We start from the raw sequence: 24516 nt of genomic DNA, 5'->3' as shown, positions 1-24516 counted from the left end.
TAAGTGCGCCCGGCGCCCTGTTTCCGCACGCGGTAGAGGAGTCATGCACGAGAGCAGGCGCATTCATCGGACTACTACGTCAACACCGTTGACTGGAAGCCGTATCGCCCTGGAGGGCATCGTGCAGAACTTCCCCCGCCGTCGCCGGCGGGTTCCGTACAGACGGATCGTCGCGCTCTGCTCGGCGGCGCTCACCGCCCTCGCGGGCGCCGCCGTGGCAGACGCGGGCACCGCCGCGGCCGCCTCGGGACCGACCACCGCCTGGCAGCACGGAAACCTCACCCTCGACCCGGCGGGTGTCGTCAGCCGCTCCGACATCGTGCTCGGTTCGCCGAACTCCGACCCCACCGCCTCCATGCCGCTCGGCAACGGATCGCTGGGCGTGGCCGCCTGGGCCGCGGGCGGCTTCACCGCCCAGCTCAACCGGTCCGACACCATGCCCGACCGCAAGTCCCCCGGCCGGCTCACCATCCCCGGCCTGTCCGTCATCTCGCACGCCGCCGACTTCCACGGGCAACTGGACCTCACCGACGGGGTGCTGCGCGAGTCGGGCGGTGGCATGTCGCTGAAGGCCTGGGTCGCCGCCGGCAAGGACGAGCTGATCGTCGACGTCTCGGGCGCCGACCCGGACGTGCCGCAGACCGCCGCGATCGACCTGTGGTCGCCGCGCAAGCCCACCGCCGCGGTGTCCGGCACGGTCGGCACCCTCGCCGAGACCTGGGCCGACAGCGCCCCGCCGATCGGCAGCGGCCGGACCTTCGGATCGCTTGCCGCCATCACCGCGGGCGGCCGCCAGGTGACGACCAGCGTCGCCGGCCCCACCCAGGTGAAGGTCGGCTTCAGACCGCACGCAGACGGCACCTTCCGGGTCGTCGTGGCCTCCCCCGGCTGGACCGGCGGCGACGCCGCCACGACGGCCGCCAAGGTGATCGGCCATGACGCGACCGCGCCGGTACTGAGCCTGATGTCCGCACAGGACCGCTGGTGGGACCGCTTCTGGGCGCATTCGGGCCTGATCGCGATGAGTTCCGCCGACGGCAGCGCCGAGTACGTCGAGAACCTGCGCACGCTGTACCTCTACGAGGAGGCGGCGTCGATGAAGAAGGGCATCTACCCGGGCAGCCAGGCCGGCGAGGCCGACATGTTCGCCTGGAACCGCGACACCCAGACCTGGACGCCGTCGGCGTACTGGCTGTGGAATCTGCGCACCCAGATCGCGGCCAACATGAGCAGCGGCAACTACCAGCTCAACACCCCGATCTTCGACATGTACTCCGACGACCTGCCCGCCATCGAGGCGTGGACCAAGCAGCAGATGGGCGGCCGCCCCGGCTCCTGCGTGTCGGAGACCATGCGCTTCAACGGCAACGGCATCTCGCCCGGCGTCGGCGAGAACGGCTCGTGCAGCGAGCCCGGCAGCCCCAACTGGAACGCCCTGGACATCTCCTCGGGACCGGAGATCGCCCTCTACATGTGGGAGCAGTACGAGGCGACCGGCGACAAGGCCGCGCTGAAGCGGTACTGGCCGTTCATCAAGTCCGTCACCGAATTCCAGCTCGCCTACCAGACGGTGGGCGCCGACGGGCTGCTGCACGCCAACGCCAACGCGCACGAGACGCAGTGGGCGGTGCAGGACCCGACCACCGACATCGCGCTGGACCAGGCGGTCTTCCCGCTGATCGGCAGGATCGCGAAGGTGCTGGGCACCGAACGCGGCGCCGACAAGGCCCTGGTGGCCCGGGTCGCCACCGCGCAGGCGCAGATCCCGCCCTACCCGCGGACCGACCAGGCCACCCGCACCCAGCTGCTCAACCCCGGTTACACCGCGGCCGAGACCGCGGCGGCCGACGCCACCGGCACGGACATGCTGGCGATCTCCTACGAGCCGGCGGCGCAGCGCAGGAACGGCGAGAACATCGAACTGGAGCCGCTGTGGCCCTGGAACACCATCAGTGACCAGGACGCGGGACTGTTCTCGCTGGAGCAGCGCAGCTACGCCCACCGGCCCAACAAGGGCGGCAACGACTGGTCGATGGACGCCATCGACGCGGCCCGGCTGCAGAACCCCGACGAGGTGCGCGCCAACCTGATCTCGCTCACCGAGGGCCACCAAGTCTACCCCAACGGCTTCGCCGACCTGGGCAACTCCGTCGGCTACCAGCCCTACATCGAGCAGGAGTCCGGCGTCGCGACCGCGGTCGCCGAGGCCCTCGCGCAGGACTACGACGGCATCATCCGCTTCGCACCGGCCTGGCCCGGCCAGTGGGACGGCGCGGGCAGCGTCCACGTCAAGGGCAGGACCAAGGTCGACGTGCAGGTGCAGGGCGGCAGGCTGGTCACCGCCGCCATCGAGGCCGGCACCTCGGGCACCCTGCGGGTGAAGAACCCGTGGCCGGGACAGCGCACCGAGGTCGTGGACGGCAGGAACGGCCACGTGGTGGTGCAGGGGTCCACCGCCGGCCTGCTCAACGTCCCGGTGAAGGCCGGCGAGTCCTACCTCGTCCAGCAGGTCGCCGCGCCCACCACCGCCCTGCCCTTCGCGAAGGTCACCGGCAGCGCGCCGACCGCGGCCCGGCACCTGGGCGGCGTCCAGCTCGGCCTGGACGCCGCCACCCAGTCCGGCAGCGCCACCGTCGGCACCGTGCTCGGCGCCACCAACCGGGCCTACGGCCTCAGCCAGACCGAGGACGCCGGCTCCCCGAGCACGGCCGCCGACGTGGCCGGGCTCAGCGCCCGCACCGCGCAGGGCGACCTGTCCTTCGACGTCGGCGACGACGTGGCCGCGACCGGGTCCTACGACGCCAGGGTCACCGTGTCGTACTACGACGCCGGCACCGGCTCGCTGTCCGTGCAGTACGACGCCGGTTCCCAGGACCGCTACCACGAGGCCGGCACCATCGCGCTGACCGGCAGCGACACCTGGAGGACCGCGGAAGTCACCCTCACCGGCGGCTACTTCGGCGGGCTGCAGGCGGGCGGCGCCGACCTGCGGCTGCACTCGTCCGGCGGCCCGGTCACCGTGCACAGCGTCGGCATGACGGTCACCGGCGCCTGGGTGCCCGGCCGGCACGCCTTCCCGCCGGCCCCGGTGATCACCACCCCGCGCACCGGCGCCACCGTCAAGCTCGCCTCCGCGGTGTCCGGTACGGCGATCCCCGACGGCACGGTGACCGTACGCGAGGCGTCCGGCGTGCTGTGCACCGCCACCGCGGACGACGCCGGCGCGTGGAGCTGCGCCCCCGGCGGCGGCTTCACCCCGGGGCGGCAGACCGCCACCGCGACCGTCGCCGACCCGACCGGCATGGCGAGCGACGCCTCCGCGGGGGTCGCCTTCGACGCCTCCGACCTGCCGCCCGGCACCGCCGTGGTCGGCGCGGTCGTCGGCACGGACAACCACGCGTACGGCATGGGCGAGGACGAGCGGCCCTCGGGCGGCTTCGACGGCCCGACGACCGCGGCGGTGGTCGACGGCCTGTCGGCACGCACCAGCACCCAGAGCAACATCTACTTCGACGTCGACGACTCGATCGCGCACGCCGGCTACTACACGGCGACCTTCACGATCTCCTACTACGACCAGGGCACCGGGTCGTTCTCGGTGCAGTACGACAACGGCAGCTCCGACCCGTACAAGTCGGCCCCGGGAATCACGCTGACCGGCACCAGCACCTGGAAGACCGCGACGGTGACCGTGACCGACGCCTACTTCGGCGGCCAGCAGCACTCCGCTGCCGACTTCCGGCTGCGCAACGGCGGCGGCCAGCTGACCGTGCACAGCGTGGCGGTGAAGATCAGCGGTGACGGCGTACCGGACGTCACCGGCTTCGCGCCGCCGGTGGCGATCACCTCGCCCGCCGCGGGCGGCACCGTCGGCGCGGCCCCGGCCGTCTCGGGCTCCGCGGAGCCCGGCGCGAAAGTGACCGTGACGTCCGACGACGCGCCGCTGTGCACGGCCACCGTCTCCGACAGCGGCAGTTGGACGTGCACCGGGACCGGCGGGCTGGCCGCCGGGCCGCACACGTTCAGGGCCACCGCCCAGGACCCGACCGGCACACCGGCGCAGGCCGCCACCGTGGCGGTGACCGCGGCGTAGCGGGCGCCGCGCGGAGAACCGGGAGCGGTCCGGCCGAACGGCCGGGCCGCTCCCTCGCGTCGGGACTGCTACGGCCTGCCGGCCACCCCCTACGCGAAGCCGGCGATGCCGCGCGGGGAGTAGTGCTCCTCCAGGCGCCGGCACTCCTCGTCGCTCAGCTCCAGGTCGACCGCGGCGATCGCGTCGTCCAGGTGCTGCGGCTTGGTGGCACCCACGATCGGCGCGGTCACCCCGGGCTGCCGCAGCAGCCAGGCCAGCGCGACCTGGGCGCGGGTGACTCCGCGCTCATCGGCGATGCCCGCGACGGCGTCCACGATGTGCCGGTCGGTGTCCCGGTACAGGCTCATGCCCCACCCGTCGGTCTGGCTGCGCGCGCTGGTGGCGTCCCAGGCCCGGGTGAGTCGGCCGCGGGCCAGCGGGCTCCACGGGATGACACCGACGCCCTGGTCGGCGCACAGCGGCATCATCTCCCGCTCCTCCTCGCGGTAGAGCAGGTTGTAGTGGTTCTGCATGCTGACGAAACGGGTCCAGCCGTGCCGCTCGGCGATGTACTGCGCCTTGGAGAACTGCCAGGCGTGCATCGAACTCGCCCCGATGTAGCGGGCCTTGCCGGCCTTCACCAAGTTGTGCAGGGCCTCCATCGTCTCCTCGATCGGAGTCGTCGGGTCCCAGCGGTGGATCTGGTAGAGGTCGACGTAGTCGGTGCCGAGCCGGCGCAGGCTGTGGTCGATCTCGGTCAGGATCGCCTTGCGGGACAGCCCGCCGCCGTTGGGACCCGGTCGCATCCGGCCGTGCACCTTGGTGGCCAGCACGATCTCGTCACGGGAGAAGTCGGCCAGCGCCCGGCCGACGATCTCCTCGCTGGTGCCGTCGGAGTAGACGTTCGCGGTGTCGAAGAAGTTGATCCCGGCCTCGACGGCCCGGCGCACGAACGGCCGGGTCGCCTCCTCGTCGAGCGTCCAGCTGTGGGTGCCGCGGTCGGGAACGCCGTAACTCATGCAGCCCAGGCAGATACGGGAGACGTCGAGACCGGTCGAGCCGAGTTTCCTATAGTCCATGGCCGATCAGCCTACGTCGGCGCCGACGCCCGCCGACGGCCGATCCGGGTCGGTGATCGGCTCCCCCGGGCGGCCGTTCGCACGCTAGCATCGGCCCCGTGATCGCCCACGACAACCGCCGCTCCCCTGCCGCGTGCCGCTGTCCGCTGCACGGCTGTTGTCGCTGACCCACCACCTCCCCCCGGCGTGCCGCCGCTCCGCGGCCGAGGCATGCCCGCGTTCCCGCGCCGCCTTCCCCGCGCGCGGTCCCCCCTCCCGTCGAGGAGTCGATGCACATGTCCGTGGAAGAGCACGTCTACGACCGCCGCCGGCTGCACCAGTGGCTGGCGGGACAGGCCCGCGCGGAGGGCGTGTCCCGGCGCGACCTGCTGCGGCTGGCCACCGCCGCCGGCGTGGTGGCCGCGGCCGGCACGCTGCCCCGCCCTGCCGCGGCCGCCGACACACCGCCGCCGCCCGGCATCGTCAAGCCGCTGCCGCCCGAGCTGTTCACGGTGCGCGGCACCAACGCGGAGACCAACTGGAGTGCGCTGCGCGGTACCGGCTACCTCACTCCGGTCGACCGCTTCTTCGTCCGCAACCACACCTCGACACCGGTGCTGGACGCGGACAGTTGGAGCCTGAAGCTGTGGGGCAGCGGTCTGCGCGGCGGGCCGGGGCTCGACCGGCCCGTCGAGTTCGGCTACCGCGACCTGCGCAGGCTGCCGTCGGTGACGGTCGACTCGTTCGTCGAGTGCGCGGGCAACGGCCGCTCGTACTACACCACCCAGCAGGGCGACACCGTCAGCGGCACCGCGTGGACCCTGGGTGCGATCGGCCAGGCCCGCTGGCGCGGGGTGCGGCTTGCGGAGGTGCTGCGACTGGCCGGCGCCCGCCCGCACACCGTGGACCTGCAGCCGCGCGGCCTGGACGACGAGTGGGTGTCAGGCGGGGCGAACCTCGGCCACGTCCGGCGCCCGCTGCCGTACGCCAAGGCCCTGGACGACGTGGTCCTCGCGTACGAGATGAACGGCCGCCCGCTGCCCTACGACCACGGCTTCCCGGTGCGCGTGGTGGTGCCCGACTGGGTGGGCATCGCCAACATCAAGTGGGTCGGGGACATCGAGGTGTCGGCCGAGCCGCTGTACTCCCCCTGGAACACCGACTTCTACCGGCTCTTCGGCGCCGCCTATCCGCCGGGCGGCAGCGACCCGCTGACCCGGCAGACCGTCAAGAGCGCCTTCGAGTTCCAGGACGGCGCGGCCTTCACCGCCGGCCGCAGCCACCGGCTCACCGGCCGCTCGTGGTCGGGCGCGGGCGGCATCCGCCGGGTCGAGGTGAGCACCGACGCGGGCGCCACCTGGCGCCCCGCGCGGCTGCACGACGAGCCCCGCCCGCACGCCTGGTCGCGCTGGTCGGCCGACTGGCACCCGACGGCGGCAGGTCCCACGGCCCTGCTGGCCCGCGCCACCGACACCGCGGGCCGCCGCCAGCCGGACAGCAGTACGCCCAACGACCAGGGCTACCTCTTCGGCGCCGTCGTCCACCACCCGGTCACCGTCCTCGCCGCCTCCTGACCGGCCGGGCGGCCGCCGGCACCGCGGTTCTCCTACGTGTCGCGGCCCCGTAGCGGGGTGTCGTCGCCCGGCGGGGCCAGGCACCAGTCGAGGACCGAGGGCCAGGGGCCGTACCCCGAGTCCGGGTTGAGGTGCCCGCCGCCGGTGACGACGTCGGCGGGCAGGCCCAGCGGTGCGGCGAACTCGGCCGCACCGCCTTCCGGGCAGCACGGGTCGTCGTCGCCGCAGACGACGCGGGTGCGCCCGGCGGCACCCGCCACCTGCCGGTGCGTCAGCGGCGGCGGCGCGAACGCGGCGACCTGCGGGTGCTGCCGCAGGAAGCCGCCCGACGGCGGGGCGACCAGCAGGACCCGCTCGACGGGCGCCGCCGGCTCCCCGCGGGCGACGGCGTGCAGCCACAGCGCGCAGGCCAGGCTGTGGCACACGACGGTGACCGGCCGCTCCCGCGGCCCGGCCAGCAGGGTACGCAACTGCCCGAGCCACACCGCGAGATCGGGGTCGTCGGGCTCCGGCAGCTGCGGGTAGGCCACCTCGTGGCCCAGGTCTGCAAGCCGCCCGGCCAGCCAGTGCTGCCAGTGGCCCACGGGCCGGTGGTTCTGCCAGCCGTGCAGGATCACGAAGCGGTGCCCGCCAGGGACGTCGGTCATGGTCGCTCACTTCTCGCCGTGTCGAAGAGGCCGACGTCCTTGTCCCCGCCTCCGGTTGCCGCACCCTATCCAGTGCGCGGCACCGGCGCCCGCGGTCACCCGTAGAGGGAGCGGGCGCCCGGGCTGCCGCCCGTGAACCGCCGGCCCGCGGCGGCCTCCTCGCCGATCACCGACCAGGCGGTCTCGTCGTCCTGGAAGGGGAGCGGGTCGATGCTGCTCGTCTCACGGCGGATGGGCTCGACCTCGCCCTCCAGGCGCTCGAAGTCGGCTTCGTCGTCGCCGCCACTGAAGGCGAACTCCGCCAGCAAGCGCTCGCATCGAGCCGGACACGACAGGTCCTGGCCCGGAAGGTCGACCTCCGTGCCGCTCACGCGGGGCGAACCGTCCTTGCGCAAGGTGGCCGGGACCTGCGTCCTGGACGCCTCGAATCTGCTCCGGACCGCTGACGCCGGCTCACCGGCCTCATGTTCGAAACTGCTGCCACGTCGCCGTCCTGGGAGTCTGGCAGGCGGTACTGGCAGCCTTCGTCCCCCGCCGCCGGCGCTCCTGGCGCCCTGGCCCGTGGTCAGGCCGCCAGGGCGGCGCGGGCCGCGGCCACCGCCTGGCCGGCGTAGCCGCTGCCGAAGAGCACCGTGTGCACCAGCAGCGGGAAGAGCTGGTGCAGCGGGACGCGGGCGGCGAAGCCGTCGGCGAGCGGTGCCGCCTCCCGGTAGGCGTCGACCAGCAGGTCCATGTGCGGGCAGCCGAACAGCCGCAGCATCGCCAGGTCGGTCTCCCGGTGGCCGCCGTGCGCGGCCGGGTCGATCAGCCAGGCGTGCCCGTCCGCGCCCCAGAGCACGTTGCCGTTCCACAGGTCGCCGTGCAGCCGGGCCGGCGGTTCCGCGGGACCCGCAAGCTCGGGCAGCCGGTCGCAGACGCCCTCCACGACCGCCGCCCCGGCGCGGGGCATGGCGCCGCTGTCGACGGCCTGCCGCAGATACGGCAGCACCCGGTGCTCGGCGTACCAGCGCGGCCAGTCCTGGCCGGGCGTGTTGCGCATCGGCGCCAGCCCGATCCAGGCGTCCTGCGGGCCGCCTGGCGGCGGGGCGCCGAAGGCCGGGGCGCCCGCGGCGTGCAGGCCGGCCAGGTCCCTGCCGAGGCGGGCCGCCGCCGCCGGTCCCGGGCGGCCGGTGGCAACCCGGTCGGTGACCAGCCACCGGTCGTCGCCGCCGCGGACCGCGGGCACCCGGACCGTACCGGCGCCGGCCAGCCAGCGCAGCCCCGCCGCCTCGGCCCGTGCCGCGCCCGCGCCCTCGGCCTGCTTGACCATCACCGCCCGGCCGCCGTCCAGTACGGCCTCGGCGAGCGTCCCCGACAGGCGGCGCTCCCCGCCCGCCGGTCGCCCCGTCAGCCGGGCGGCCGCCGCGGCGGGGCTCTCGGAGGTCATGCGTCGAGGTGCTCGCGCACCCGGTCCATGAGGCCGGGCATCGCGGCCTCGATCATGGTCAGCACCTCTTCGAAGCCTTCGGAGCCGCCGTAGTACGGGTCCGGCACGTCGGGGTCGCCCGCCGCGTCCGGGTCGAAGGAGCGCAGCAGACGTACCCGTGACGGGTCGTCGGCCTGCCTGCGCAGCGCCTTCTCGTGGCCGCGGTCCATCGCGACCAGCAGGTCGGCGTCCAGGTGGTCGGGGCCGACCTGGGCGGCGACGTGCTCGACCGGGTAGCCGTGCGCGGCCAGGACGGCTGCGGCCCGCGGGTCGACGGCGTCGCCTGCGTGCCAGCCGCCCAGCCCGGCGCTGCTGACCCGCACCCGGTCGTCGAGGCCGGCCCGGCGCAGCTGTTCGGCCATGACCAGCGCGGCGGACGGCGACCGGCAGATGTTCCCCGTACAGACGAAGCAGATGTGCACACCACCAGACTATGGCCGCGTACGGTGTGGCGCGTGGCGCGCGCCGGTTCCCCGCGGCGGTGGGCGGGCCGGCACGGCGCCACAGGCGCAGGGCGGGGCAGGACCGGGCGGGGCACGGCTGGGAGGCACGGATGGAGTACGCACCGCTGGGGTCGTCGGAGCTGACGGTCTCGCGGATCTGCCTGGGCATGATGAGCTTCGGGGACACGCCGGCCCGCGAGTGGCAGCTGCGGGAGGACGCGGCCGAGCCGATCGTGCGGCGGGCCGTCGAGGCAGGGGTGACCTTCTTCGACACCGCGGACAGCTACGCGGGCGGCACCGGCGAGGAGATCACCGGGCGGCTGCTCTCCGGGCTCTTCCCGCGCCGCGAGGACTACGTGCTCGCCACCAAGGTCTACTTCCCCACCGGCCCGGGCCCCGACGACCGCGGCCTGTCCCGCACGCACATCATGGCGGCGATCGACGACTCGCTGCGCCGGCTGGGCACCGACTACGTGGACCTCTACCAGATCCACCGCTACGACCCCGACGTCCCCGTCGAGGAGACGATGGCGGCGCTCGACGACGTCGTCAGGGCGGGCAAGGCACGCTGCATCGGCGCGTCCAGCATGTACGCCTGGCAGTTCGCGAAGGCGCAGTACGCGGCGCGGGCCGCGGGCGGGGCCGGCTTCGTGTCCATGCAGGGCCACTACAACCTGGTCTACCGGGAGGAGGAGCGGGAGATGCTCCCGCAGTGCGTGGACCAGGGCGTCGGGGTCATCCCGTACAGCCCGCTGGCCCGCGGCCTGCTGGCCGGCAACCGCACCCGCTCCGGCGGCCGGCAGACGGTGCGGGCCGCCTCCGACCCGCTGGGCGAGGCCCGCTTCGACGCCCACGCCGAGGCCGACTTCGACGTCGTGGACGTCCTGCGCGAGGTCGCCGCCGAGCACGACGTGCCGCCCGCGAGGGTCGCCCTCAGCTGGCTGCTGGGCCGCCCCGGCGTGACCGCCCCGGTCGTCGGGGCCACCAAGCCGCACCACGTCGACGACGCGGTGGCGGCGGTGGACCTGCGCCTGACCCCGCAGGACGACGACCGGCTGGCCGCGCCCTACCGGCCGCACCCGGTCATCGGCCACTCCTAGAGCGGGGGGAATGTCCCGCGGGGCAGCGGGGTTGCGGTGGGTGTGACGACGACTTCCGGGACCGAGATCCTGCACTACACCGCTTTCTCCGCCGACCCGGCGGGCGGCAACCCCGCGGGCGTCGTCCTCGACGCGTCAGGGCTCGACGAGGAGCGGATGCTCGCCATCGCCGCCGAGCTGGGCTACAGCGAGTCCGCGTTCCTGACCGAGGGGGCCGGCCCGGGGTCCTACGCGATCCGCTACTTCAGCCCGAAGGCCGAGGTGCCCTTCTGCGGTCACGCCACCGTCGCCGCCGCCGTCGCGCTGGCCGAGCGGTACGGGCCGGGCGAGCTGGAGTTCGCCACCGCCGCGGGTGCCGTGCCGGTGAGCGTCGTACGGGAGGGCGGCGAGCTGCGGGCCACGCTGACCAGCGTCGCACCGCGCGTGGAGGACGCAGGTGCGGCCGACGCGGCGGAGGCGCTGGCCGCACTCGGCTGGGCCGCCGCGGACCTCGACCCCGCGCTGCCGCCGAGGATCGCCTACGCGGGCGCCCGCCACCTGGTGCTCGCCGCCGCGACCCGCGCGCGGCTGGCCGACCTCGACTACGACTTCGCTCGGCTGGAAGCGCTGATGCACCGGCTCGACCTGACGACCGTGCAGCTGGTGTGGCGCGAGTCGGACCGCACCTTCCACGTCCGTGACCCGTTCCCGGTCGGCGGCGTGGTCGAGGACCCGGCGACCGGCGCGGCGGCGGCCGCCTTCGGCGCGTACGCGCGGGACCTCGCGCTGGTCCCGCCCGCATCGGTCCTGACCCTCCACCAGGGCGCCGACATGGGCCGCCCCGGTACCCTCACCGTCGAGCTGCGCCCCGGCGACCCCAGGGTCCGCGTCACCGGCACGGGCACCAGGATCAGCTGAGGCCCTGGCGCGTCCGCGACACCCGCAGCTCCGTGAGGTGGCGCTTGGTGACCCGGCCCCCGTAACGGCCGTCGATCAGGGCCGCGACGCAGTCGAGCAGGCCCTCGCGGGACGCCTCCGGCAGCGACCGGTGCCCCGAGTAGGTGCGCAGGACGTCCAGGTACTGCGCGGTGGTGTAGGTCAGGTCCCACTCGTGGCGGCGGCGGACGACGGGGCCGAAGCGGCCGCTGCGGGCGACCTCGGAGGTGTGGTCGGAGGTGTCGACGTCCGCCGCCGCGGGCGGGCGCAGGCCCGGCGGTGTGGCCGGGTCGAAGCGCTCGTAGCAGCCCTGGACCTCGGCGAAGAAGTCCTCGGTGCCGCCCGCCACATGCTGGGTGGCGACCACCGCGAGCGCGCCGCCGGGCCGCAGCGCGTCGGCGGCCTTGGCCGTACGCACCGCCGGGTCGATCCAGTGGAAGGCCGTCGCCGCGACGACCGCGTCGAACGGCTCGGCCGGCAGCGGCCAGGTCTCGAAGTCCGCCGTCACGACCTCCACCGCCGGAAAGCCGGCCAGGTTGCGCCGGGCCACGTCGGCCATGCCCGCGCCCACCTCGACGGCGGTGATCCGGCAGCCGCGCGCGGCGAGCGGCACGGTGGCCTTCCCGGTGCCCGCGCCGACCTCGAGCACCCGGCAGCCGGTGCCGGTTCCGGCCAGCGCGTCGAGGTCGTCGAACAGTTCGGGCGGATACCCGGGCCTGGCCCGGTCGTACAGTTCCGCGTCCTCGTCGAAGATCCGGCCGAGGCGTGCCCGGTGCGTCTCGTCAGGGGTGTCGTCGCGCATCCGGCCCATCCTAGGCCGCGGCCTCAACTCGTGCCGAAGGTCACCCGGTAATAGCAGGCGCCCTTGCAGGCCATGGTGGCCGCGTCGTCGAAGGCGTAGGAGAAGGCGTACGGTTCGGCCTCCTTGAAGACCTGGGTGTAGTCGACCGGCCACTTCGCCGGGACGCAGTGCTCGCGACCGGCCCAGGCGCCGCGGCAGCAGTAGGTGTCGCCGCCGAAGGCCGCGCAGGGCGGTTTGCAGCCGATCACCTGGCTGCCGGAGGTGGCCCGCATGGCGGCGGGGCAGTCCACCGCGCGGGTGCAGGCGCCGCGGTAGCAGCCGGCGGGGGTGAGCGGGTCGGAGCTGACCGTGTGCGAGATGTTGACGTACATCGGCAGGTTGGACCCGTCGACCATGCTCACGTCGTAGAAGTCCATGCCGTCGAAGGCGGCGAAGGTGAACTCGCCCAGCGTGGTGGGCGTGACGGGGCCGCCGCAGGTGGTGGTGCAGTCCCCGGTCAGGCAGTGGCCCGAGGCGTCGCCGGTGCAGCCGGTGCGGCCCCATATGCGGCCGCCCCAGGAGTTGCCGACCACCAGCGAGGTGCTCGCGCCCGGCGCCAGTTCGCGGCCGGCGGGGTAGGCGGCGGTGCCGGTGGCGACGGCCCAGACGGTCTGCGAGGTGTGGTTGGCGATGACGATGCTGCGCTGCCCGCCGGGCGCGGACTGCTTCGGCGGCGGTGCCGGTCTCTTCGGCGCGGGGGGCTTGGCGGGGGTGGTGGCCCGGTGGCTGGGCGGCGGCGTGGTGGCGGGCGCCGGCGTCCGTACGGGCGGGGTCGTGTCCGGTGCGGGGGCCGGGCTCGTGGTCCGGGCTGCCGGTTCGCCGCTCGCGGCGGGCCGGGCGGCTTCCGGTCCGCCCGGGGTGGAGCCGCCGTCCTGCGGTGACGCCAGCCAGACGGCCGACGCGACGGCGACCACCGCCACGAGCGCCGCCGCGGTCCGCGGCCAGACCGGGCGGACCCGGTGCCGCTTGCGTGTCGTTGCGTGCCTCATGCCCCAGGAGACCGGACCGGCGCCCTCGCGATAACAAGAACGCCGGTCCGCGGGCGGTTCACCTCGCGGTGACTGCCGCGCTGTTGTAGCCCTCCACCCGCAGTTCCGGCCGCCCCGAGGGCAGTGCGTGGGCCGGCCAGGACAGCGTGACCGTACGCGACTCGCCGGGCAGCAGCCACAGGTAGTTGTCGCCGTACAGTGTCGGCAGGACCCGCTCGCCGGTGTCCCGGTCGAGCAGCGACAGCCGCACCATCGCGGCGACGCCCGCTCCCCGGTTGCGTACGGTCGCGGTCAGCGCGCGCCGCGAGCCGTCGGCGGTGACCGGGCCGATCGAGGCCGACGTGCGCACCTGCCGGGCCGAGTTGAGTGCGGCCATGGCGGCGGGGGTGCGGTAGCGCCAGTAGGTGTTGCGGGACAGCTCGCGCCCGGTGCTGTCGGCCAGCACCAGCCGCAGCAGGTGCAGGTCGGGCAGGCTGCCGGTCCACCCGGCGGTGAAGGCGTCGGCCACCGCGGCGGAGGCGACGTCCACCCGGGCGCTGCCCGCGGCGCCGAGAGGCCGCCCGTCCAGGTCGTACGCCTGGGCGGTGACCCGGGCACCGCGCAGCTCGCGCGCGGTGTGGTTGACCGCGATGACCCGCCAGTCGACCGGGTCGGCCTGGACGTGCAGCGGTTCGCACGCCGACCTGGCCCCGTAGTAGGTGCCGTTGACGTCGAAGTCGTAGTCGTAGGTCTGCCACACGGTGCTGTGCCACGCGGGGTGGGACATCCACAGCATCAACCCGCTGGCGTCGTCCCACAGGTGGGCGTTCCACGCCTCGAACATGGCGCGGGTGTTCTCGTAGTTGACGAACTGCGCCTTGCGCGCGAAGTCGTCCAGGTCCCGGGCGGTGCCGAGCCTGGTCTCGATCGCGGCCTTGTAGTTCTGCGGTGCCTGATTCCCGCGCTCGCTCCAGTCGTGGTAGTACCAGGCGCCGCCGATCGGCCACTCGGGGGTGTCGCCGACCATGTTGCGCAGGCTCTCGGCGGTGGAGACCACCGGCATGCCGATCTCGGTGTGGAAGCCGAAGCTGTTGCTGCCGTAGGAGGCCGGGTCGTAGTACCGCTCGGGCTCGATCCAGTTGTACGGGCCGCCGCCGCTGATGATCCCGCCGGCCGAGTTGTTCTGGTAGAGGATGCCGGGGGCCTGGGACTGCACGGCGTCGCGCATGCCGTCGTCGATCGCCTTGGGCGGGTTGCCCTCGTTGGCGCCGCACCACACCACCACGCAGGGGTGGCTGCGGTAGCGCAGCACGGTGTCGCGGGCCAGGGCGTTGTACGCGTCGTGGTCCGGCGGGTCCATGCCCCAGGCGTTGGGGAAGTCGTTCCACACCAGGATGCCGTGCGCGTCGCAGGCGGCGAAGAACTCCTCGCGGTCGCTGCTGCCGACCCAGTTGCGGATCATGGTGAAGTTCATGTCGCGGTGCATGCGCACCGCCGCGTCCATCCGCTCGGCGGGCATCCGGCGCAGCAGTTCGTCCCACCCCCAGTTGCCGCCGCGGCACAGCACCCGCACCCCGTTGACGCTGATCCGCAGCGGATCGGGGGAGTTCTTCACGGACTTCACGTCCGTCCAGGACTGCCCGTCGTCCGAGACCTGGATGACGTAGGTCTTGGGGTAGGCGGCCTCCCAGAGGATCGCCACCCGGTCGAAGGTCTGCGGCGAACCCAGGTCGACCTGGATCCACTGCTGGTCGGCGTACTCGGAGGACCAGCGCGAACCGGGGTTGCCGTCGGTGGCGTTGGCCGCCGGGTTCGAGGGGTCCTCGCTGGAGGCGGTGACGCCGCGGTGCAGCGCCAGGTCGGTGTCGGGCCGGTTGCTGTCGACCACCGACAGGGACCAGAGCGAGTTGCCCCAACTGGTCTGCCGCAGGCCGCAGCTGATCCGCACGTGGCGGGCGGTCCGCGCGGTGAAGTCCTCGGTCTGCAGGCTGGCGTCGCCGCCGTTGAAGGGCAGCGGCACCGCCGTGTTGTCCACCGCCTTGGCGTCCGTCCACGACGACCCGTCCGTGGAGACCTGCACCACGTACGTCCTGGCGTACGCCTGCTCCCAGGTGAGGTCCACCCGGTCGAAGGAGCGCACCGAGCCCAGGTCGAGCTGGAGCCACTGGTCGTCCTGGAAGGCGGAGGACCAGCGGGTGGCGGGGTCGCCGTCGGTGGCGTTGCCGGGGCCGTGGTCGTCCTCGTCCACCGAGGAGGAGGTCGCGGCCGCGTGCAGCGCGAGGTCCACGGACGGCTGCGCGCTGTCGACGACGGCGGCCGTCCACAGCGAGGCGCCCCAGCCGGTCGCCCTGGTCAGGCAGTGCACGCGGACGTAGCGGGCGCTGCGCGGGCCGACGTCCACCGACTGGGTGTAGGCGTCGCCGGTGCCGCTGAAGGGCAGCGGCACGGCGTACTCGTACCCGAACTGGCGGATGCCGAAGCGGGTGGTGCGCCGGTCGCTCTGCGTGCCGCCGACGGACACCGTCATGGCCAGGTCGTGCAGGGACGCCTCGCCGAGGCCCACCGGCCACCACAGCTTCGGGTCGCGCAGCCGCAGCCGGCTGAACGCGTCGGGGGCGAAGGTGACATCGAGGCTCCTGCCCGCGGGGACGGTGACCGTGCGGGAGACCTGGACGTCGTCGAAGGAGGCCGAGACCGTGGCGGTGCGGTCGGTGTCGGCGGCGTTGCGCACCGGCACGGTCAGGGTCACTTCGGCGACCGAGGTGTCGGGCAGGTTCGGCAGTACGGTGTCGACCCGCGGGTCGCCGATCAGGACGTCGCCGGTGGAGCGCAGCCGGACGTGGTTCCAGATCCCGGACACCCGGTCGCGTACCGCCGGCATCCAGTCCCAGCCGGAAACCGCCAGGTATGTGGGCGAGTTGAGGTTCATCTGCCCGGCCCCTGCGTCCACCCAGGACTCCCCCGCGGGTCCCTTGTCGCCGGGGCTGCCGGGGATCGGCATGGGGGTGATCTTCACCGCGAGCGCGTTGCCGCCGTCGTCCGCCAGCAGGGCCGTGACGTCGTGCGCCGACCGCGCGAAGGGGTACGTCAGGCCGCCCACGTGGCTGCCGTTGAGCCAGATGTCGGCCTGGTGGTTGACCCCGTCGAACTCCAGCCACACCCGGCGGCCCTCGCCTGCGGGCAGGCCACTCGGCAGCTCGAAGTCCCGCTTGTACCACCAGGAGTGGCGCGACAGCGCCTCGGGAATGTGCAGGTTGTTCAGGCCCGCGACCGGGTCGGGCAGCTTGCCCTGGTCGACCAGCGAGGCCAGTACCGTGCCGGGCACGGTCGCGGGCAGCCAGCCGCCGGTGTCGACGGTGGTACGCGACAGTTCCGCGCCCTCGCCGCCTGCCCGGTCGTCCATCGTCAGCGTCCAGCCGGACTCCAGCGGCACGGTCCCGTCGGCGGCGACGGCCAGTGCGGGCGCCCGGTGGTCGTGCCGGCCCCAGTCGGTCCATCCGGTCGCGTCCGCGCGGTGGGCGGGAGGGGTGCCGTACACCTCGAAGCCGTTGAGGCCGAGCGGGTTGGGGTTGGACCGCTTGCGCGAGGTCATCCGCACCCAGCGGGCGGTGACCGGCTGGTCGAGCGCGATGTCGACGACGCCGCCGGTGCCCGCGGTGGTGCGGAAGACGCTGGTCCACGAGAGCCGGTCGCGCGAGGTCTCGACGACGAAGTCGACGGCGTAACTGGAGAGGATCTCCTTGCCCGTGGTGCCGTCCGACCAGTTCCCCGAGGACGGCTTGCTGAAGACCGGGTCGTGCTCGTCGCCTTCGAAGGTCAGCCGGATCGCGGTGACCTCGCAGTCGCCCTGCAGGTCGACCGATATCCACTGCGGGTCGCCGTCCGCCGCCCGCCAGCCGGTGCCGCGCACGCCGGGCGAGCTGATCCCGTCGACGGCGAACTCGGCCGGGGTGGGCGCGTAGTCGGTCGAGGACACCTCGACCGGGCGGTACGCGGCCAGTTCGCCCGGTGCCGCGGGCCTGCCCGCCTGCGCCGGGGTTCCCGGCTGCGGGCCGGGCGCCGCGGCGGCGCTCACCCCGGGGACGGCGGCGGCGAGCCCGAATCCGGCCAGCAGGGTCGAGCCGGTTGCGACGACGGACCGCCGGGTGGGGCGGGACGACGGTTGCGACTGATGCGCCATGCGTGAGGTCCAATCACGAGTGCGGGTCCTGCTGTTCGGCCCTCAGGGGCAGCGGCAACCCCTGATGACAACGTTGCCTTGGTGTCGTCGCGACATGAGCCGGAGGGTGACTGACAACGTTGCCAAAGAGTGGAACTCACGCCGCCGCTTGTCAATCCCCCAGCCCGCGGCGGGTGCCGCGGCGGCCCGCCGCGTCCACGTCGCGGCGCCTGCGGGGCGGGGCGGAGGGGCCTTCGGCCCGGAACCTCAGCCATGCGGCCCCGGGTGCGGCGCGGCTGCGGCAGGGCCTGCCGCCGGGCTCGGAGGCGGATCAGCGAGGACGTGTGAGGGCCGTGCTGCTGTGCACGGCCCTCACACGGGTGTGGGGCGCCCCGTTCCCGCCCTCGTCGCCTGGATCTGCACGTGGTGATGTGCTGTGCGGTGTGCCGTGTCACCTGTACGCGATGCTGAGCTGCACTGTTGGTGGGGAATCGAACCCCTGCGTTGCTCTTCACGCGCCAGGGGCCGGATAAACCGCCGGCCCGCGGTGTGTGCACGCCTCCGTGGCGACTACCTGCTTCCCACACCCGGCTTGTGGAGTCAGACCTCGATCAGGTCGATCTCCCAGTTGGTGCGCTGGATCAGGGTGTCCACCTCGCGGATCTCCTTGGCCAGGAGGTCCGCCTGGGCGCGGAGCTCGGCGACCGGCAGGGCGGAGAGGATCCTGAGTTCGGACCGCAGCTGCCGTACGGCTCCGCGCTGGTCGCGTCCGGAGGCGGCGTCGGCGGCTGCGGTGGTCACCGAGTGGCGCAGCCGCAGGACATCCCGGCGGGCGAGGGCGTCGGTCAGGGTGCCGCCGCCCTCGATGACCGCGGTGGAATTGGTCCGGTTGATCTGTCGGATGAGCCGCTCCAGCTCGTCCAGCGCTTCTCCGGCCTGAGCCAGGACCTCCGCCGCGTTCTCCGCCGGCTCCTCGCCCTCCTGGTAGCGGGCGCTGCCGACGACGCGCGCCCGCAATTGCTCCACCCGCCGCACCGCGGCCGCGCGCTGCGCGAGCGCTTCAGCCAGTTTCACCGCGTCATCACCTCTACGTCCCACCGATTCTCCGGTCAGTATGCACGCCGGTGCCTGACGGCCCCCACAGGGTTCACGCGCAGCGGGGACGCTCAGGCCGCGGCAGCGCGAGCACCGCCGCCATCGGGCCGCGGACGTGCTCGTCCTGCCAGATCCACGGCTGCAACGGCACGCTTGCCCAGCGGTGGGTGGTCGGCTCTGAGCCAGGGGGCGGGGGCCGTCGCCGGCTCCCCGCCCTCGCGGCGCGGCGGGGGCTGAGTAGCGATTGCTCATTCGCCGCCCGCCCCGCCCGGCCACAGTTCTGGTGTGGCGACAACGGGGGGTTCGATGGAGCAGGCGTCCACACAGGTGCACAGACGCGTCGGCGGGGGTCCCGGTGCGGGGTCAGGGCCGGACCTGCGGCCGACCGGGCGCGGAGTGCTGGAAGGCGCCTTCCGGCTGATGACGGTGCTCGACGAGGCCGGCCAGGCAGGACTGACCAGCCTCGCCGCACGCACGGGGCTGCCCAAGACCACGGCTTACCGGCTGCTGCGGCAACTGGCCGAGCTGGGCGCGGTGGAGCGCCACGCCGACACCTACCGGATGGGCCCGCGGATGTTCCGGCTCGGCCAGGGCTGGGAGCCGTGTCCCGGTCTGCGGACGGCGGCGCGGGAGCCGGTACGGCGTCTGGTCGCGGCCACCGGCGCGATGGTGGGGGTCAGCACGCTGGGAGAGGGCCGGACCCTCATGCTGGACTGGGCGCCAGGCCAGGACGCCGCGCTCGCTCCGTTGCTGAAGGTCTCGTCCTGGCCGTGGTTCACCGCGCCGGGCAAGGCCCAGGCAGCAGACCGCGCGGGCCTGGTCCCGGAGCCGCTGCCCGGCTTCTGGGCCAGGGAGGCGGCCGCCATACGCAAGCGCGGTGCCGCCTTCGACCGCGGGACGGTCGTGGCCGGCGTCAACTGGACGGCGGTGGCCGTACTCGACGGGAGCGGGACGGCCGTGGGCGCGCTGTGCGCCCTGACCACCGTCCCCAACCGCCTGGAGCCGCTCGCCGACATGGCCCAGCGTGCGGGCGAGGCCGTCACGCTGCGGCTCAGGCAGCAGCCGCGGGCGCCCGGCCGCATCCTGATCGCGTAAGGCCGCACCCCGGCCGCGCCCGCCGCCTCCGCCGCCTCCCCGCCGCGCACGGCCGCAGGCCCCGCACGCGCCCGGTCGTCAGGGCCGGGGACGGGAGCCGATCTGCATGCCGGGGCGGCGGGTATGGACGGTCAGGTAGTCGAGGCCGTCCCCGCCCGCGGTGATGTCGCGGGTCGAGCCGTGCGGCAGCCAGACCAGGGCGCCGTCGGCGAGCGGCAGGGGCTCGTCCGAGGTGCCGAGCAGGCCGGAGCCGGACACCACGAGGAGCAGCACGTCGAGGTCGGGCTCGGCATGGGCCGCGATGTGCTCGCCGGGCGCCAAGCGGACGAGGTTGGCGTCGAGTTGGCGGCCGGTCTCACCCAACTTCCACAGCACGCCGGTCGCCGCGGGCGGTGCGGCGGTCAACGCCCGCGTGTCGCACAGCACTTGCGCAACCGGGGCGGAATCGCCCGCACCGCGCCGCTGCGCCTGCCCCCGCGCGGGGTCCTCGGAGGACGGCACCATCGGCTTCCCCTCGCTCTCGGCTCCCCCTGGGCTCCCAACACCCCGGGACTCTGGCGGATATTATTACATGTACAATTCGTAAAAACTGCCGGGAGGGCCGTGTGGACCGCATCGACGAGGGGCGGCGCTGAGGTGACGGGTACGCGGCAGAGCCCGCGGCGCGCGGAGGTGCTCGACGTGCTCCGCGCCGCGGACGGGCCGCTGGGCGTCGCCGAGGTCGCCGATCGGGTCGGCGTGCACCCCAACACCGTGCGCTTCCACCTGGACGCGCTGGTCGCCGACGGCGCGGTCCACCAGCGGGTGGCGGAGCCGGCCGGCCCCGGACGCCCGCGTACGGTCTACGTGCCCCGTCCCGGCATGGACCGCAGCGGCTCCAGGAGCTACCGCCTGCTGGCCCAGGTGCTGGTCAGCCGGCTCGCGGCCGCCGGGCCCGACGCTGCCGCGGACGCCACGGCGGCGGGCCGCGAGTGGGGCCGCTTCCTGGTCGACCCGATGCCGCCGTTCCGCCGGCCCACCGCCGCGGAGTCCGCCGACCGCCTGACCGCCCTGCTGAACGACCTCGGCTTCGCGCCGACGGCCGAACCGGGCGCCGAGGGCGGTGCCGCACCGGAGCGGATCCGGCTGCGGCACTGCCCCTTCCTCGAACTGGCCGAGGAGTACGGCCAGGTGGTGTGCTCGGTCCATCTGGGCCTGATGCAGGGCGCGCTGGCCGAACTGCGCGCCCCGCTGACCGCGACCGGCCTGCGGCCCTTCGCGGAACCCGACGCCTGCCTCGCCCTGCTGGCCCCCGTCCAGCCCACAGCCGAAGGAGCCGCACCTCGATGAACGCGACATGGGCCACCACCGCCGGTGCGATGACGTTCGTCTGGCTCGGGATGGTCGTGGCGATCTCGTTCCTCGAAACGCCGCTGAAATTCCGGGCGCCCGGGGTGACGGTGCCGATCGGGCTCGGCATCGGCCGGCTGGTCTTCCGGGCGCTGAACCGCGTCGAGGCGGTGCTCGCGGCCGTGGTGCTCGCCGCGGTCCTCGCGGGCGGCGCCTCCGCGGGGGTGCTCGGCCTCGCCCTCGCGGTGGTGGTACTGCTCGCCGTGCAGGTCGGCGTGGTCCGCCGCCGCCTGAGCCGCCGTTCGGACCGGGTGCTGGCCGGCGAGCAACTCCCCCGCTCCCGCGGGCACCTGGCGTACGTGGCCTTCGAGGTGGCCAAGGTCGCCCTGCTGGTCGCCCTCGGCGTCGCCCTGCTCGCCGTGTGACCCGCGGCGACGGGTCCTCGCTCCCCGAGCCCCCGGCCCTCAGCCCTCAGCCCTCAGCCCTCAGCCCTCAGCCCTCAGCGGGCAGTCCCGCCGCGCCCGCCGCGGTGCGCAGGACGTCGCGGAGCATCGCGGGGGTCAGGGTGCGGGTCGAGACATTGCGCCGGCTCGGATGGTAGCTGCCGAAGAGGTGCAGGCCGGCGTCGCCGTCGGCGTCCTGGAGCAGCACGTGGGCCGCGTGCCCGAAGGCCGGGCGCGGGCGGGGCAGCCGCCAGCCGGCGTCGGCCAGTACCGGCAGCAGGGCCTGCCAGCCGAAGCCGCCGAGCACGACGACGGCCCGCAGCGTCGGGCGCAGCAGCCGGAACTCGCGGGCCAGCCAGGGGCGGCAGGTGTCGCGTTCCGCGGTGGTGGGCTTGTTGTCGGGCGGCGCGCAGTGGACGGGCGAGGTGATGCGTACGCCGTACAGTTCGAGGCCGTCCTCCCGGTCCACGGCGGTGGGCAGGGACGCCAGGCCCAGCTCGTGGAGGGCCGCGTAGAGCACGTCGCCGGACGGGTCGCCGGAGAACATCCGCCCGGTGCGGTTGCCGCCGTGGGCGGCGGGGGCCAGCCCGACGACGGCCAGCGGGGCGTCCAGCGGGCCGAAGCCGGGCACGGGCCGTGCCCAGTACGACCAGTCGGCGTAGGCCCGCCGCTTGACCCGGCCGACCTCCTCGCGCCAGGCGACCAGGCGCGGGCAGGCCCGGCAGGTCGTCACCGCGTCGTCCAGCGCGGGCACTGTCGCCGCCCGGGCTGCGGCGGCCGCGGGGAAACCGGGGTCGTCGGGGGCGCCGCCCGGTGTGCCGGCTGCCATGTCGTCGTCCGCCTCTCCCTCGCCGTGCCCTGCGGGACCGGCCGGCGGCGGCCACCGCCGGTAAAATGGACGGGCCGCCCGGGGGCGACCGTCAGCGAAAGGTGCCGCCATGGCCGAGTCGATCAGCTGTCGCCGAGTCTACGAGGAGACCACGCCCGAGGACGGTACGCGGGTGCTGGTGGACAGGGTCTGGCCGCGCGGCGTGCGCAAGGCGGACGCGCATCTGGACGAGTGGCTGCGGGACGTCGCCCCCTCGACCGACCTGCGCCGCTGGTACGGCCACGAGCCGGACCGCTTCGCCGAGTTCCGCCGCCGCTACCACGCCGAGCTGGCCGACTCCGGGCACCACGCGGCGGCCGCGCACCTGCGCGACCTCGCGGGCCAGGGGCGGCTGACCCTGCTGACCGCCACCAAGGACCTGGACCGCAGCCAGGCGGCGGTCCTCGCCGAGTGGCTGGCCCGAAAGGCGTAGGGCGCACGCGGGGGCCGGCGCCGTCAGCCGCCGGGCCGCGGCGGGACCCGTACCACCAGGACGGCCACGTCGTCGTCGAAGACCTGCCCGTGGTTGGCGATGACCGCGTCGCACAGCACGTCGAGGGTGGCCGTGGCCAGTGGCCCGGCGTGCTCGGCGAGCGCGCGCAGGCCCTCGTCGATGTCCCGGTCGCGGCGTTCGACCAGGCCGTCGGTGAACAGCAGCAGGGTGCTCCCCGGCGGCAGCGGGTGCTCGTGGTCGGGGCGCGGCAGCCGGGTGTCGACGCCCACCGGGATGCCGTGCCGGGGCGGGGCCAGATACCGGACGCTGCCGTCCTGGGTGATCAGCAGCGGCGGCGGGTGCCCGGCGTTGGTCCAGTGGAAGGTGTACTCCCCCGCGCTGCGCTCTTCGAGTCGGCCCAGCACCAGGGTGGCGGCCGGCGGGTCGTCGAGGGTGCCGATGACCTCGTCCAGCTTGGAGACGATCACCCCGGGCGGCCCGCCCCGGTCGTGGGCCAGGGCGCGCAGCATGTTGCGGAACTGCCCCATGACCGGCGCGACCCCGGGGTCGTGCCCGGTCACGTCGCCCACGATGATGCACGGCACCCCGTCGGGCAGGACCAGGACGTCGTACCAGTCGCCGCCGAGCTTGGGCAGCTCGGAGGCCGGCTGGTAGCGCGCCCGTACCTCGATCCGCCCGAGGTCGGGCAGGTCGGGCAGCATGCGGCGCTGGAACTGCTCGGTGGTGTACTTGAGCCGCTCGTAGAGCCTGGCGTTCTCGATGCTGACGCTCGCGGCGCTGGCCAGCGCGGTCAGCAGCTTCTCGTCGTCGTCCGTGAAGGGCGTGCCGTCCCTCTTGCCGGACACGCACAGGTTGCCGTAGACGGTGCCGCGTACGGTCAGCGGTACGCCCAGCACCTCCCGGTCGGCCGGGTGGCCCGGCGGGGCGCCGCCCTGCCGCTCGTCCGCGCCGACCGTGATCAGGTCGGCCACGGTGCCGTCGTCGCCGAGCACGCCGAGGGCCCCGCTGCGGGCGTCGAACAGCTCGGTGCCCACCGTCACGATGTGCTGCAGCATGGTGTGCGTGTCCATGTCGGCGCTGATGGCAACGACCGCTTCCAGCAGCCGGCGCTGCCTGCGCTGGCTCGCGGTGAGCCTGCGCAGCTGCTCCTCGAGCGCGGCCGTCGGCCCGTCCGGGTCCGGGCCGCCTCGCCCGGTGTCCTCGGTCATGCCCGCACCTCCTCGCCGGGCGGTGGGCCGCCCTGCCGGTCCGCCCGGCTCCGACCGGCCGCCGGTCACCAGGCGTAGATCCGCGCCATGATCTCCTGCTGGGACGCCCCGTGCGGCCCGGGGTAGGCGATGACCAGCGGCAGCCCGTCGGGGTCCCGGCCCTCGACCACCGTCACGCCGTCGCCGGTCTCCCTCGACGCGACGTGCGCCGCGCGCTCCTTGAGCAGCTCCTCGCACCGGTGGAGGTCGTCCTGGCTGTCGGCGGTCCAGATCACGTACTGCACGCCGATGGCGCCGAGCGGGTGCTCGCCGCCGGAGCCCATGACACGCAGGTACATCTGCGTGTCGTCGGTGCCGACCAGCAGCGCGGCCGTGGGGGTGCGCACCGCGACCCCCATCAGCAGCAGCTCCTGGTAGAAGTCCACCGCCCGGTCCAGGTCGCGGACGAAGACCACCACGGAGGCCAGTTTCGGTCCGCGACCGGCCGCTGACCTGCCGTGCCCGTCGGGCTGCGCCGCCGGGCCCGCGCCGGTCGTCGGCTCACCGCCGGCGGGCACACCGGCCGCATCCGATCCCATGCAGAGCCCCTTGTCCGCTCGTCGCGCCGGCCGTCGACCGCCGGCCGATCCCGGCATCCCGCCGGAAATCCTCCTTTCACGCTACAGGCCACCCCAACCGGGCGCTCGGCACGACGTCCCGCCCGCCGGGGACGGCGGGCGACCGGCGGGCCGGGTTACCGTCGGTGTGTAGGGCACGTGCGTGCCGCGCGCGGGCGGACGACC

General features: G+C 74.2%; 21 protein-coding genes. 8 read left to right on the top strand and 13 right to left on the bottom strand.

What is annotated here, in order from left to right:
* The first annotated feature begins 88 nt into the window (after nucleotides 1–88).
* Complete coding sequence (locus NFU81_RS03350) at nucleotides 89–4093, top strand: Ig-like domain-containing protein (RefSeq protein WP_251484789.1); 4005 nt, start codon at nucleotides 89–91, stop codon at nucleotides 4091–4093.
* An 89-nt stretch (nucleotides 4094–4182) separates the two neighbouring features.
* Here the strand turns inward: NFU81_RS03350 and NFU81_RS03345 are convergent, their stop codons facing one another.
* Nucleotides 4183–5151 (bottom strand): aldo/keto reductase, encoded by a 969-nt coding sequence (locus NFU81_RS03345; protein WP_251484788.1) that lies wholly within the window; start codon nucleotides 5149–5151, stop codon nucleotides 4183–4185.
* A 275-nt stretch (nucleotides 5152–5426) separates the two neighbouring features.
* Here NFU81_RS03345 and NFU81_RS03340 point away from each other — a divergent pair, with 275 nt between their 5' ends.
* Nucleotides 5427–6704, top strand: coding sequence for a sulfite oxidase (locus NFU81_RS03340; protein ID WP_251484786.1), 1278 nt, complete (start codon nucleotides 5427–5429; stop codon nucleotides 6702–6704).
* Between the two features lie 32 nt (nucleotides 6705–6736).
* Here the strand turns inward: NFU81_RS03340 and NFU81_RS03335 are convergent, their stop codons facing one another.
* The 4 genes from NFU81_RS03335 to NFU81_RS03320 form a co-directional block, all read right to left on the bottom strand.
* Nucleotides 6737–7351 carry an RBBP9/YdeN family alpha/beta hydrolase gene (locus NFU81_RS03335; RefSeq protein WP_251484785.1) on the bottom strand — a complete coding sequence of 205 codons (615 nt, stop codon included), beginning with the start codon at nucleotides 7349–7351 and terminating at the stop codon, nucleotides 6737–6739.
* Nucleotides 7352–7446: 95 nt separating this feature from the next.
* Nucleotides 7447–7722 (bottom strand): hypothetical protein, encoded by a 276-nt coding sequence (locus NFU81_RS03330; protein WP_422665136.1) that lies wholly within the window; start codon nucleotides 7720–7722, stop codon nucleotides 7447–7449.
* A gap of 194 nt (nucleotides 7723–7916) precedes the next feature.
* Nucleotides 7917–8777, bottom strand: a complete 861-nt coding sequence (locus NFU81_RS03325) for a fructosamine kinase family protein (RefSeq protein ID WP_251484784.1) — start codon at nucleotides 8775–8777, stop codon at nucleotides 7917–7919.
* Nucleotides 8774–9238 (bottom strand): low molecular weight protein-tyrosine-phosphatase, encoded by a 465-nt coding sequence (locus tag NFU81_RS03320; RefSeq protein ID WP_274038084.1) that lies wholly within the window; start codon nucleotides 9236–9238, stop codon nucleotides 8774–8776. Before NFU81_RS03320 ends, NFU81_RS03325 begins: the two co-directional genes overlap by 4 nt.
* Before the next feature lie 131 nt (nucleotides 9239–9369).
* Between NFU81_RS03320 and NFU81_RS03315 the strand changes: the two genes are divergently transcribed.
* Both NFU81_RS03315 and NFU81_RS03310 read left to right on the top strand, forming a co-directional pair.
* Nucleotides 9370–10359 carry an aldo/keto reductase gene (locus NFU81_RS03315; protein WP_251484783.1) on the top strand — a complete coding sequence of 330 codons (990 nt, stop codon included), beginning with the start codon at nucleotides 9370–9372 and terminating at the stop codon, nucleotides 10357–10359.
* A gap of 42 nt (nucleotides 10360–10401) precedes the next feature.
* On the top strand, nucleotides 10402–11256 hold the full coding sequence (locus NFU81_RS03310; protein WP_251484782.1) for a PhzF family phenazine biosynthesis protein: 855 nt from the start codon (nucleotides 10402–10404) through the stop codon (nucleotides 11254–11256).
* Here NFU81_RS03310 and NFU81_RS03305 read toward each other — a convergent pair.
* The 4 genes from NFU81_RS03305 to NFU81_RS03290 all read right to left on the bottom strand — a co-directional run bounded on the left by NFU81_RS03305 (nucleotide 11249) and on the right by NFU81_RS03290 (nucleotide 18316).
* Complete coding sequence (locus NFU81_RS03305) at nucleotides 11249–12076, bottom strand: class I SAM-dependent methyltransferase (RefSeq protein ID WP_251484781.1); 828 nt, start codon at nucleotides 12074–12076, stop codon at nucleotides 11249–11251. The two genes, NFU81_RS03310 and NFU81_RS03305, sit on opposite strands and share 8 nt — an antisense overlap.
* 23 nt (nucleotides 12077–12099) lie before the next feature.
* Nucleotides 12100–13104 carry a thaumatin family protein gene (locus NFU81_RS40735; RefSeq protein ID WP_274038085.1) on the bottom strand — a complete coding sequence of 335 codons (1005 nt, stop codon included), beginning with the start codon at nucleotides 13102–13104 and terminating at the stop codon, nucleotides 12100–12102.
* Nucleotides 13105–13162: 58 nt separating this feature from the next.
* The gene (locus NFU81_RS03295; protein ID WP_251484780.1) at nucleotides 13163–17263 is read right to left on the bottom strand and encodes a discoidin domain-containing protein; all 4101 of its coding nucleotides are present in this window, start codon (nucleotides 17261–17263) and stop codon (nucleotides 13163–13165) included.
* Between the two features lie 579 nt (nucleotides 17264–17842).
* On the bottom strand, nucleotides 17843–18316 hold the full coding sequence (locus tag NFU81_RS03290) for a DIP1984 family protein (RefSeq protein WP_251484778.1): 474 nt from the start codon (nucleotides 18314–18316) through the stop codon (nucleotides 17843–17845).
* A gap of 306 nt (nucleotides 18317–18622) precedes the next feature.
* Between NFU81_RS03290 and NFU81_RS03285 the strand changes: the two genes are divergently transcribed.
* Entirely contained in the window at nucleotides 18623–19432 is an 810-nt protein-coding gene (locus NFU81_RS03285) for an IclR family transcriptional regulator (protein WP_251484776.1), read from the top strand.
* Between the two features lie 78 nt (nucleotides 19433–19510).
* Here NFU81_RS03285 and NFU81_RS03280 read toward each other — a convergent pair whose 3' ends face one another.
* On the bottom strand, nucleotides 19511–19936 hold the full coding sequence (locus tag NFU81_RS03280; RefSeq protein ID WP_251484774.1) for a cupin domain-containing protein: 426 nt from the start codon (nucleotides 19934–19936) through the stop codon (nucleotides 19511–19513).
* 132 nt (nucleotides 19937–20068) lie between these two features.
* On the opposite strand from NFU81_RS03280, the gene NFU81_RS03275 reads away from it, so the two are divergent.
* Together NFU81_RS03275 and NFU81_RS03270 are read left to right on the top strand one after the other, a co-directional pair.
* Nucleotides 20069–20761 (top strand): helix-turn-helix transcriptional regulator, encoded by a 693-nt coding sequence (locus NFU81_RS03275; RefSeq protein ID WP_251484771.1) that lies wholly within the window; start codon nucleotides 20069–20071, stop codon nucleotides 20759–20761.
* Nucleotides 20758–21186 (top strand): hypothetical protein, encoded by a 429-nt coding sequence (locus tag NFU81_RS03270; RefSeq protein WP_251484769.1) that lies wholly within the window; start codon nucleotides 20758–20760, stop codon nucleotides 21184–21186. The genes NFU81_RS03275 and NFU81_RS03270 overlap by 4 nt, the downstream gene beginning before the upstream one ends.
* Nucleotides 21187–21253: 67 nt before the next feature.
* Here the strand turns inward: NFU81_RS03270 and NFU81_RS03265 are convergent, their stop codons facing one another.
* A complete protein-coding gene (locus tag NFU81_RS03265; protein WP_251484767.1) occupies nucleotides 21254–22033 on the bottom strand; it encodes a uracil-DNA glycosylase in 780 nt (259 codons plus the stop codon).
* A gap of 109 nt (nucleotides 22034–22142) precedes the next feature.
* On the opposite strand from NFU81_RS03265, the gene NFU81_RS03260 reads away from it, so the two are divergent.
* Nucleotides 22143–22505 (top strand): DUF488 domain-containing protein, encoded by a 363-nt coding sequence (locus tag NFU81_RS03260; RefSeq protein ID WP_251484766.1) that lies wholly within the window; start codon nucleotides 22143–22145, stop codon nucleotides 22503–22505.
* A 23-nt stretch (nucleotides 22506–22528) separates the two neighbouring features.
* On the opposite strand, the gene NFU81_RS03255 is transcribed toward NFU81_RS03260, so the two are convergent.
* Nucleotides 22529–23734 (bottom strand): PP2C family protein-serine/threonine phosphatase, encoded by a 1206-nt coding sequence (locus tag NFU81_RS03255; RefSeq protein WP_251484765.1) that lies wholly within the window; start codon nucleotides 23732–23734, stop codon nucleotides 22529–22531.
* Between the two features lie 65 nt (nucleotides 23735–23799).
* Complete coding sequence (locus NFU81_RS03250; RefSeq protein ID WP_251484764.1) at nucleotides 23800–24312, bottom strand: VOC family protein; 513 nt, start codon at nucleotides 24310–24312, stop codon at nucleotides 23800–23802.
* Nucleotides 24313–24516 lie beyond the last annotated feature (204 nt).

Source organism: Actinacidiphila cocklensis, from assembly GCF_907177275.1.
GTDB lineage: Bacteria > Actinomycetota > Actinomycetes > Streptomycetales > Streptomycetaceae > Actinacidiphila > Actinacidiphila cocklensis.
Note: the sequence above shows the minus strand (reverse complement) of the source record. Positions and strands in the feature narration are given on the sequence as shown.

What these genes read in the sequence shown, in the direction of transcription:
- NFU81_RS03345 (WP_251484788.1), bottom strand. Translation starts at nt 5,151, where the DNA reads ATGGACTATAGGAAACTCGGCTCGACCGGTCTCGACGTCTCCCGTATC.
- NFU81_RS03340 (WP_251484786.1), top strand. Translation starts at nt 5,427, where the DNA reads ATGTCCGTGGAAGAGCACGTCTACGACCGCCGCCGGCTGCACCAGTGG.
- NFU81_RS03335 (WP_251484785.1), bottom strand. Translation starts at nt 7,351, where the DNA reads ATGACCGACGTCCCTGGCGGGCACCGCTTCGTGATCCTGCACGGCTGG.
- NFU81_RS03325 (WP_251484784.1), bottom strand. Translation starts at nt 8,777, where the DNA reads ATGACCTCCGAGAGCCCCGCCGCGGCGGCCGCCCGGCTGACGGGGCGA.
- NFU81_RS03315 (WP_251484783.1), top strand. Translation starts at nt 9,370, where the DNA reads ATGGAGTACGCACCGCTGGGGTCGTCGGAGCTGACGGTCTCGCGGATC.
- NFU81_RS03305 (WP_251484781.1), bottom strand. Translation starts at nt 12,076, where the DNA reads ATGCGCGACGACACCCCTGACGAGACGCACCGGGCACGCCTCGGCCGG.
- NFU81_RS40735 (WP_274038085.1), bottom strand. Translation starts at nt 13,104, where the DNA reads ATGAGGCACGCAACGACACGCAAGCGGCACCGGGTCCGCCCGGTCTGG.
- NFU81_RS03295 (WP_251484780.1), bottom strand. Translation starts at nt 17,263, where the DNA reads ATGGCGCATCAGTCGCAACCGTCGTCCCGCCCCACCCGGCGGTCCGTC.
- NFU81_RS03280 (WP_251484774.1), bottom strand. Translation starts at nt 19,936, where the DNA reads ATGGTGCCGTCCTCCGAGGACCCCGCGCGGGGGCAGGCGCAGCGGCGC.
- NFU81_RS03270 (WP_251484769.1), top strand. Translation starts at nt 20,758, where the DNA reads ATGAACGCGACATGGGCCACCACCGCCGGTGCGATGACGTTCGTCTGG.
- NFU81_RS03265 (WP_251484767.1), bottom strand. Translation starts at nt 22,033, where the DNA reads ATGGCAGCCGGCACACCGGGCGGCGCCCCCGACGACCCCGGTTTCCCC.
- NFU81_RS03260 (WP_251484766.1), top strand. Translation starts at nt 22,143, where the DNA reads ATGGCCGAGTCGATCAGCTGTCGCCGAGTCTACGAGGAGACCACGCCC.
- NFU81_RS03255 (WP_251484765.1), bottom strand. Translation starts at nt 23,734, where the DNA reads ATGACCGAGGACACCGGGCGAGGCGGCCCGGACCCGGACGGGCCGACG.
- NFU81_RS03250 (WP_251484764.1), bottom strand. Translation starts at nt 24,312, where the DNA reads ATGGGATCGGATGCGGCCGGTGTGCCCGCCGGCGGTGAGCCGACGACC.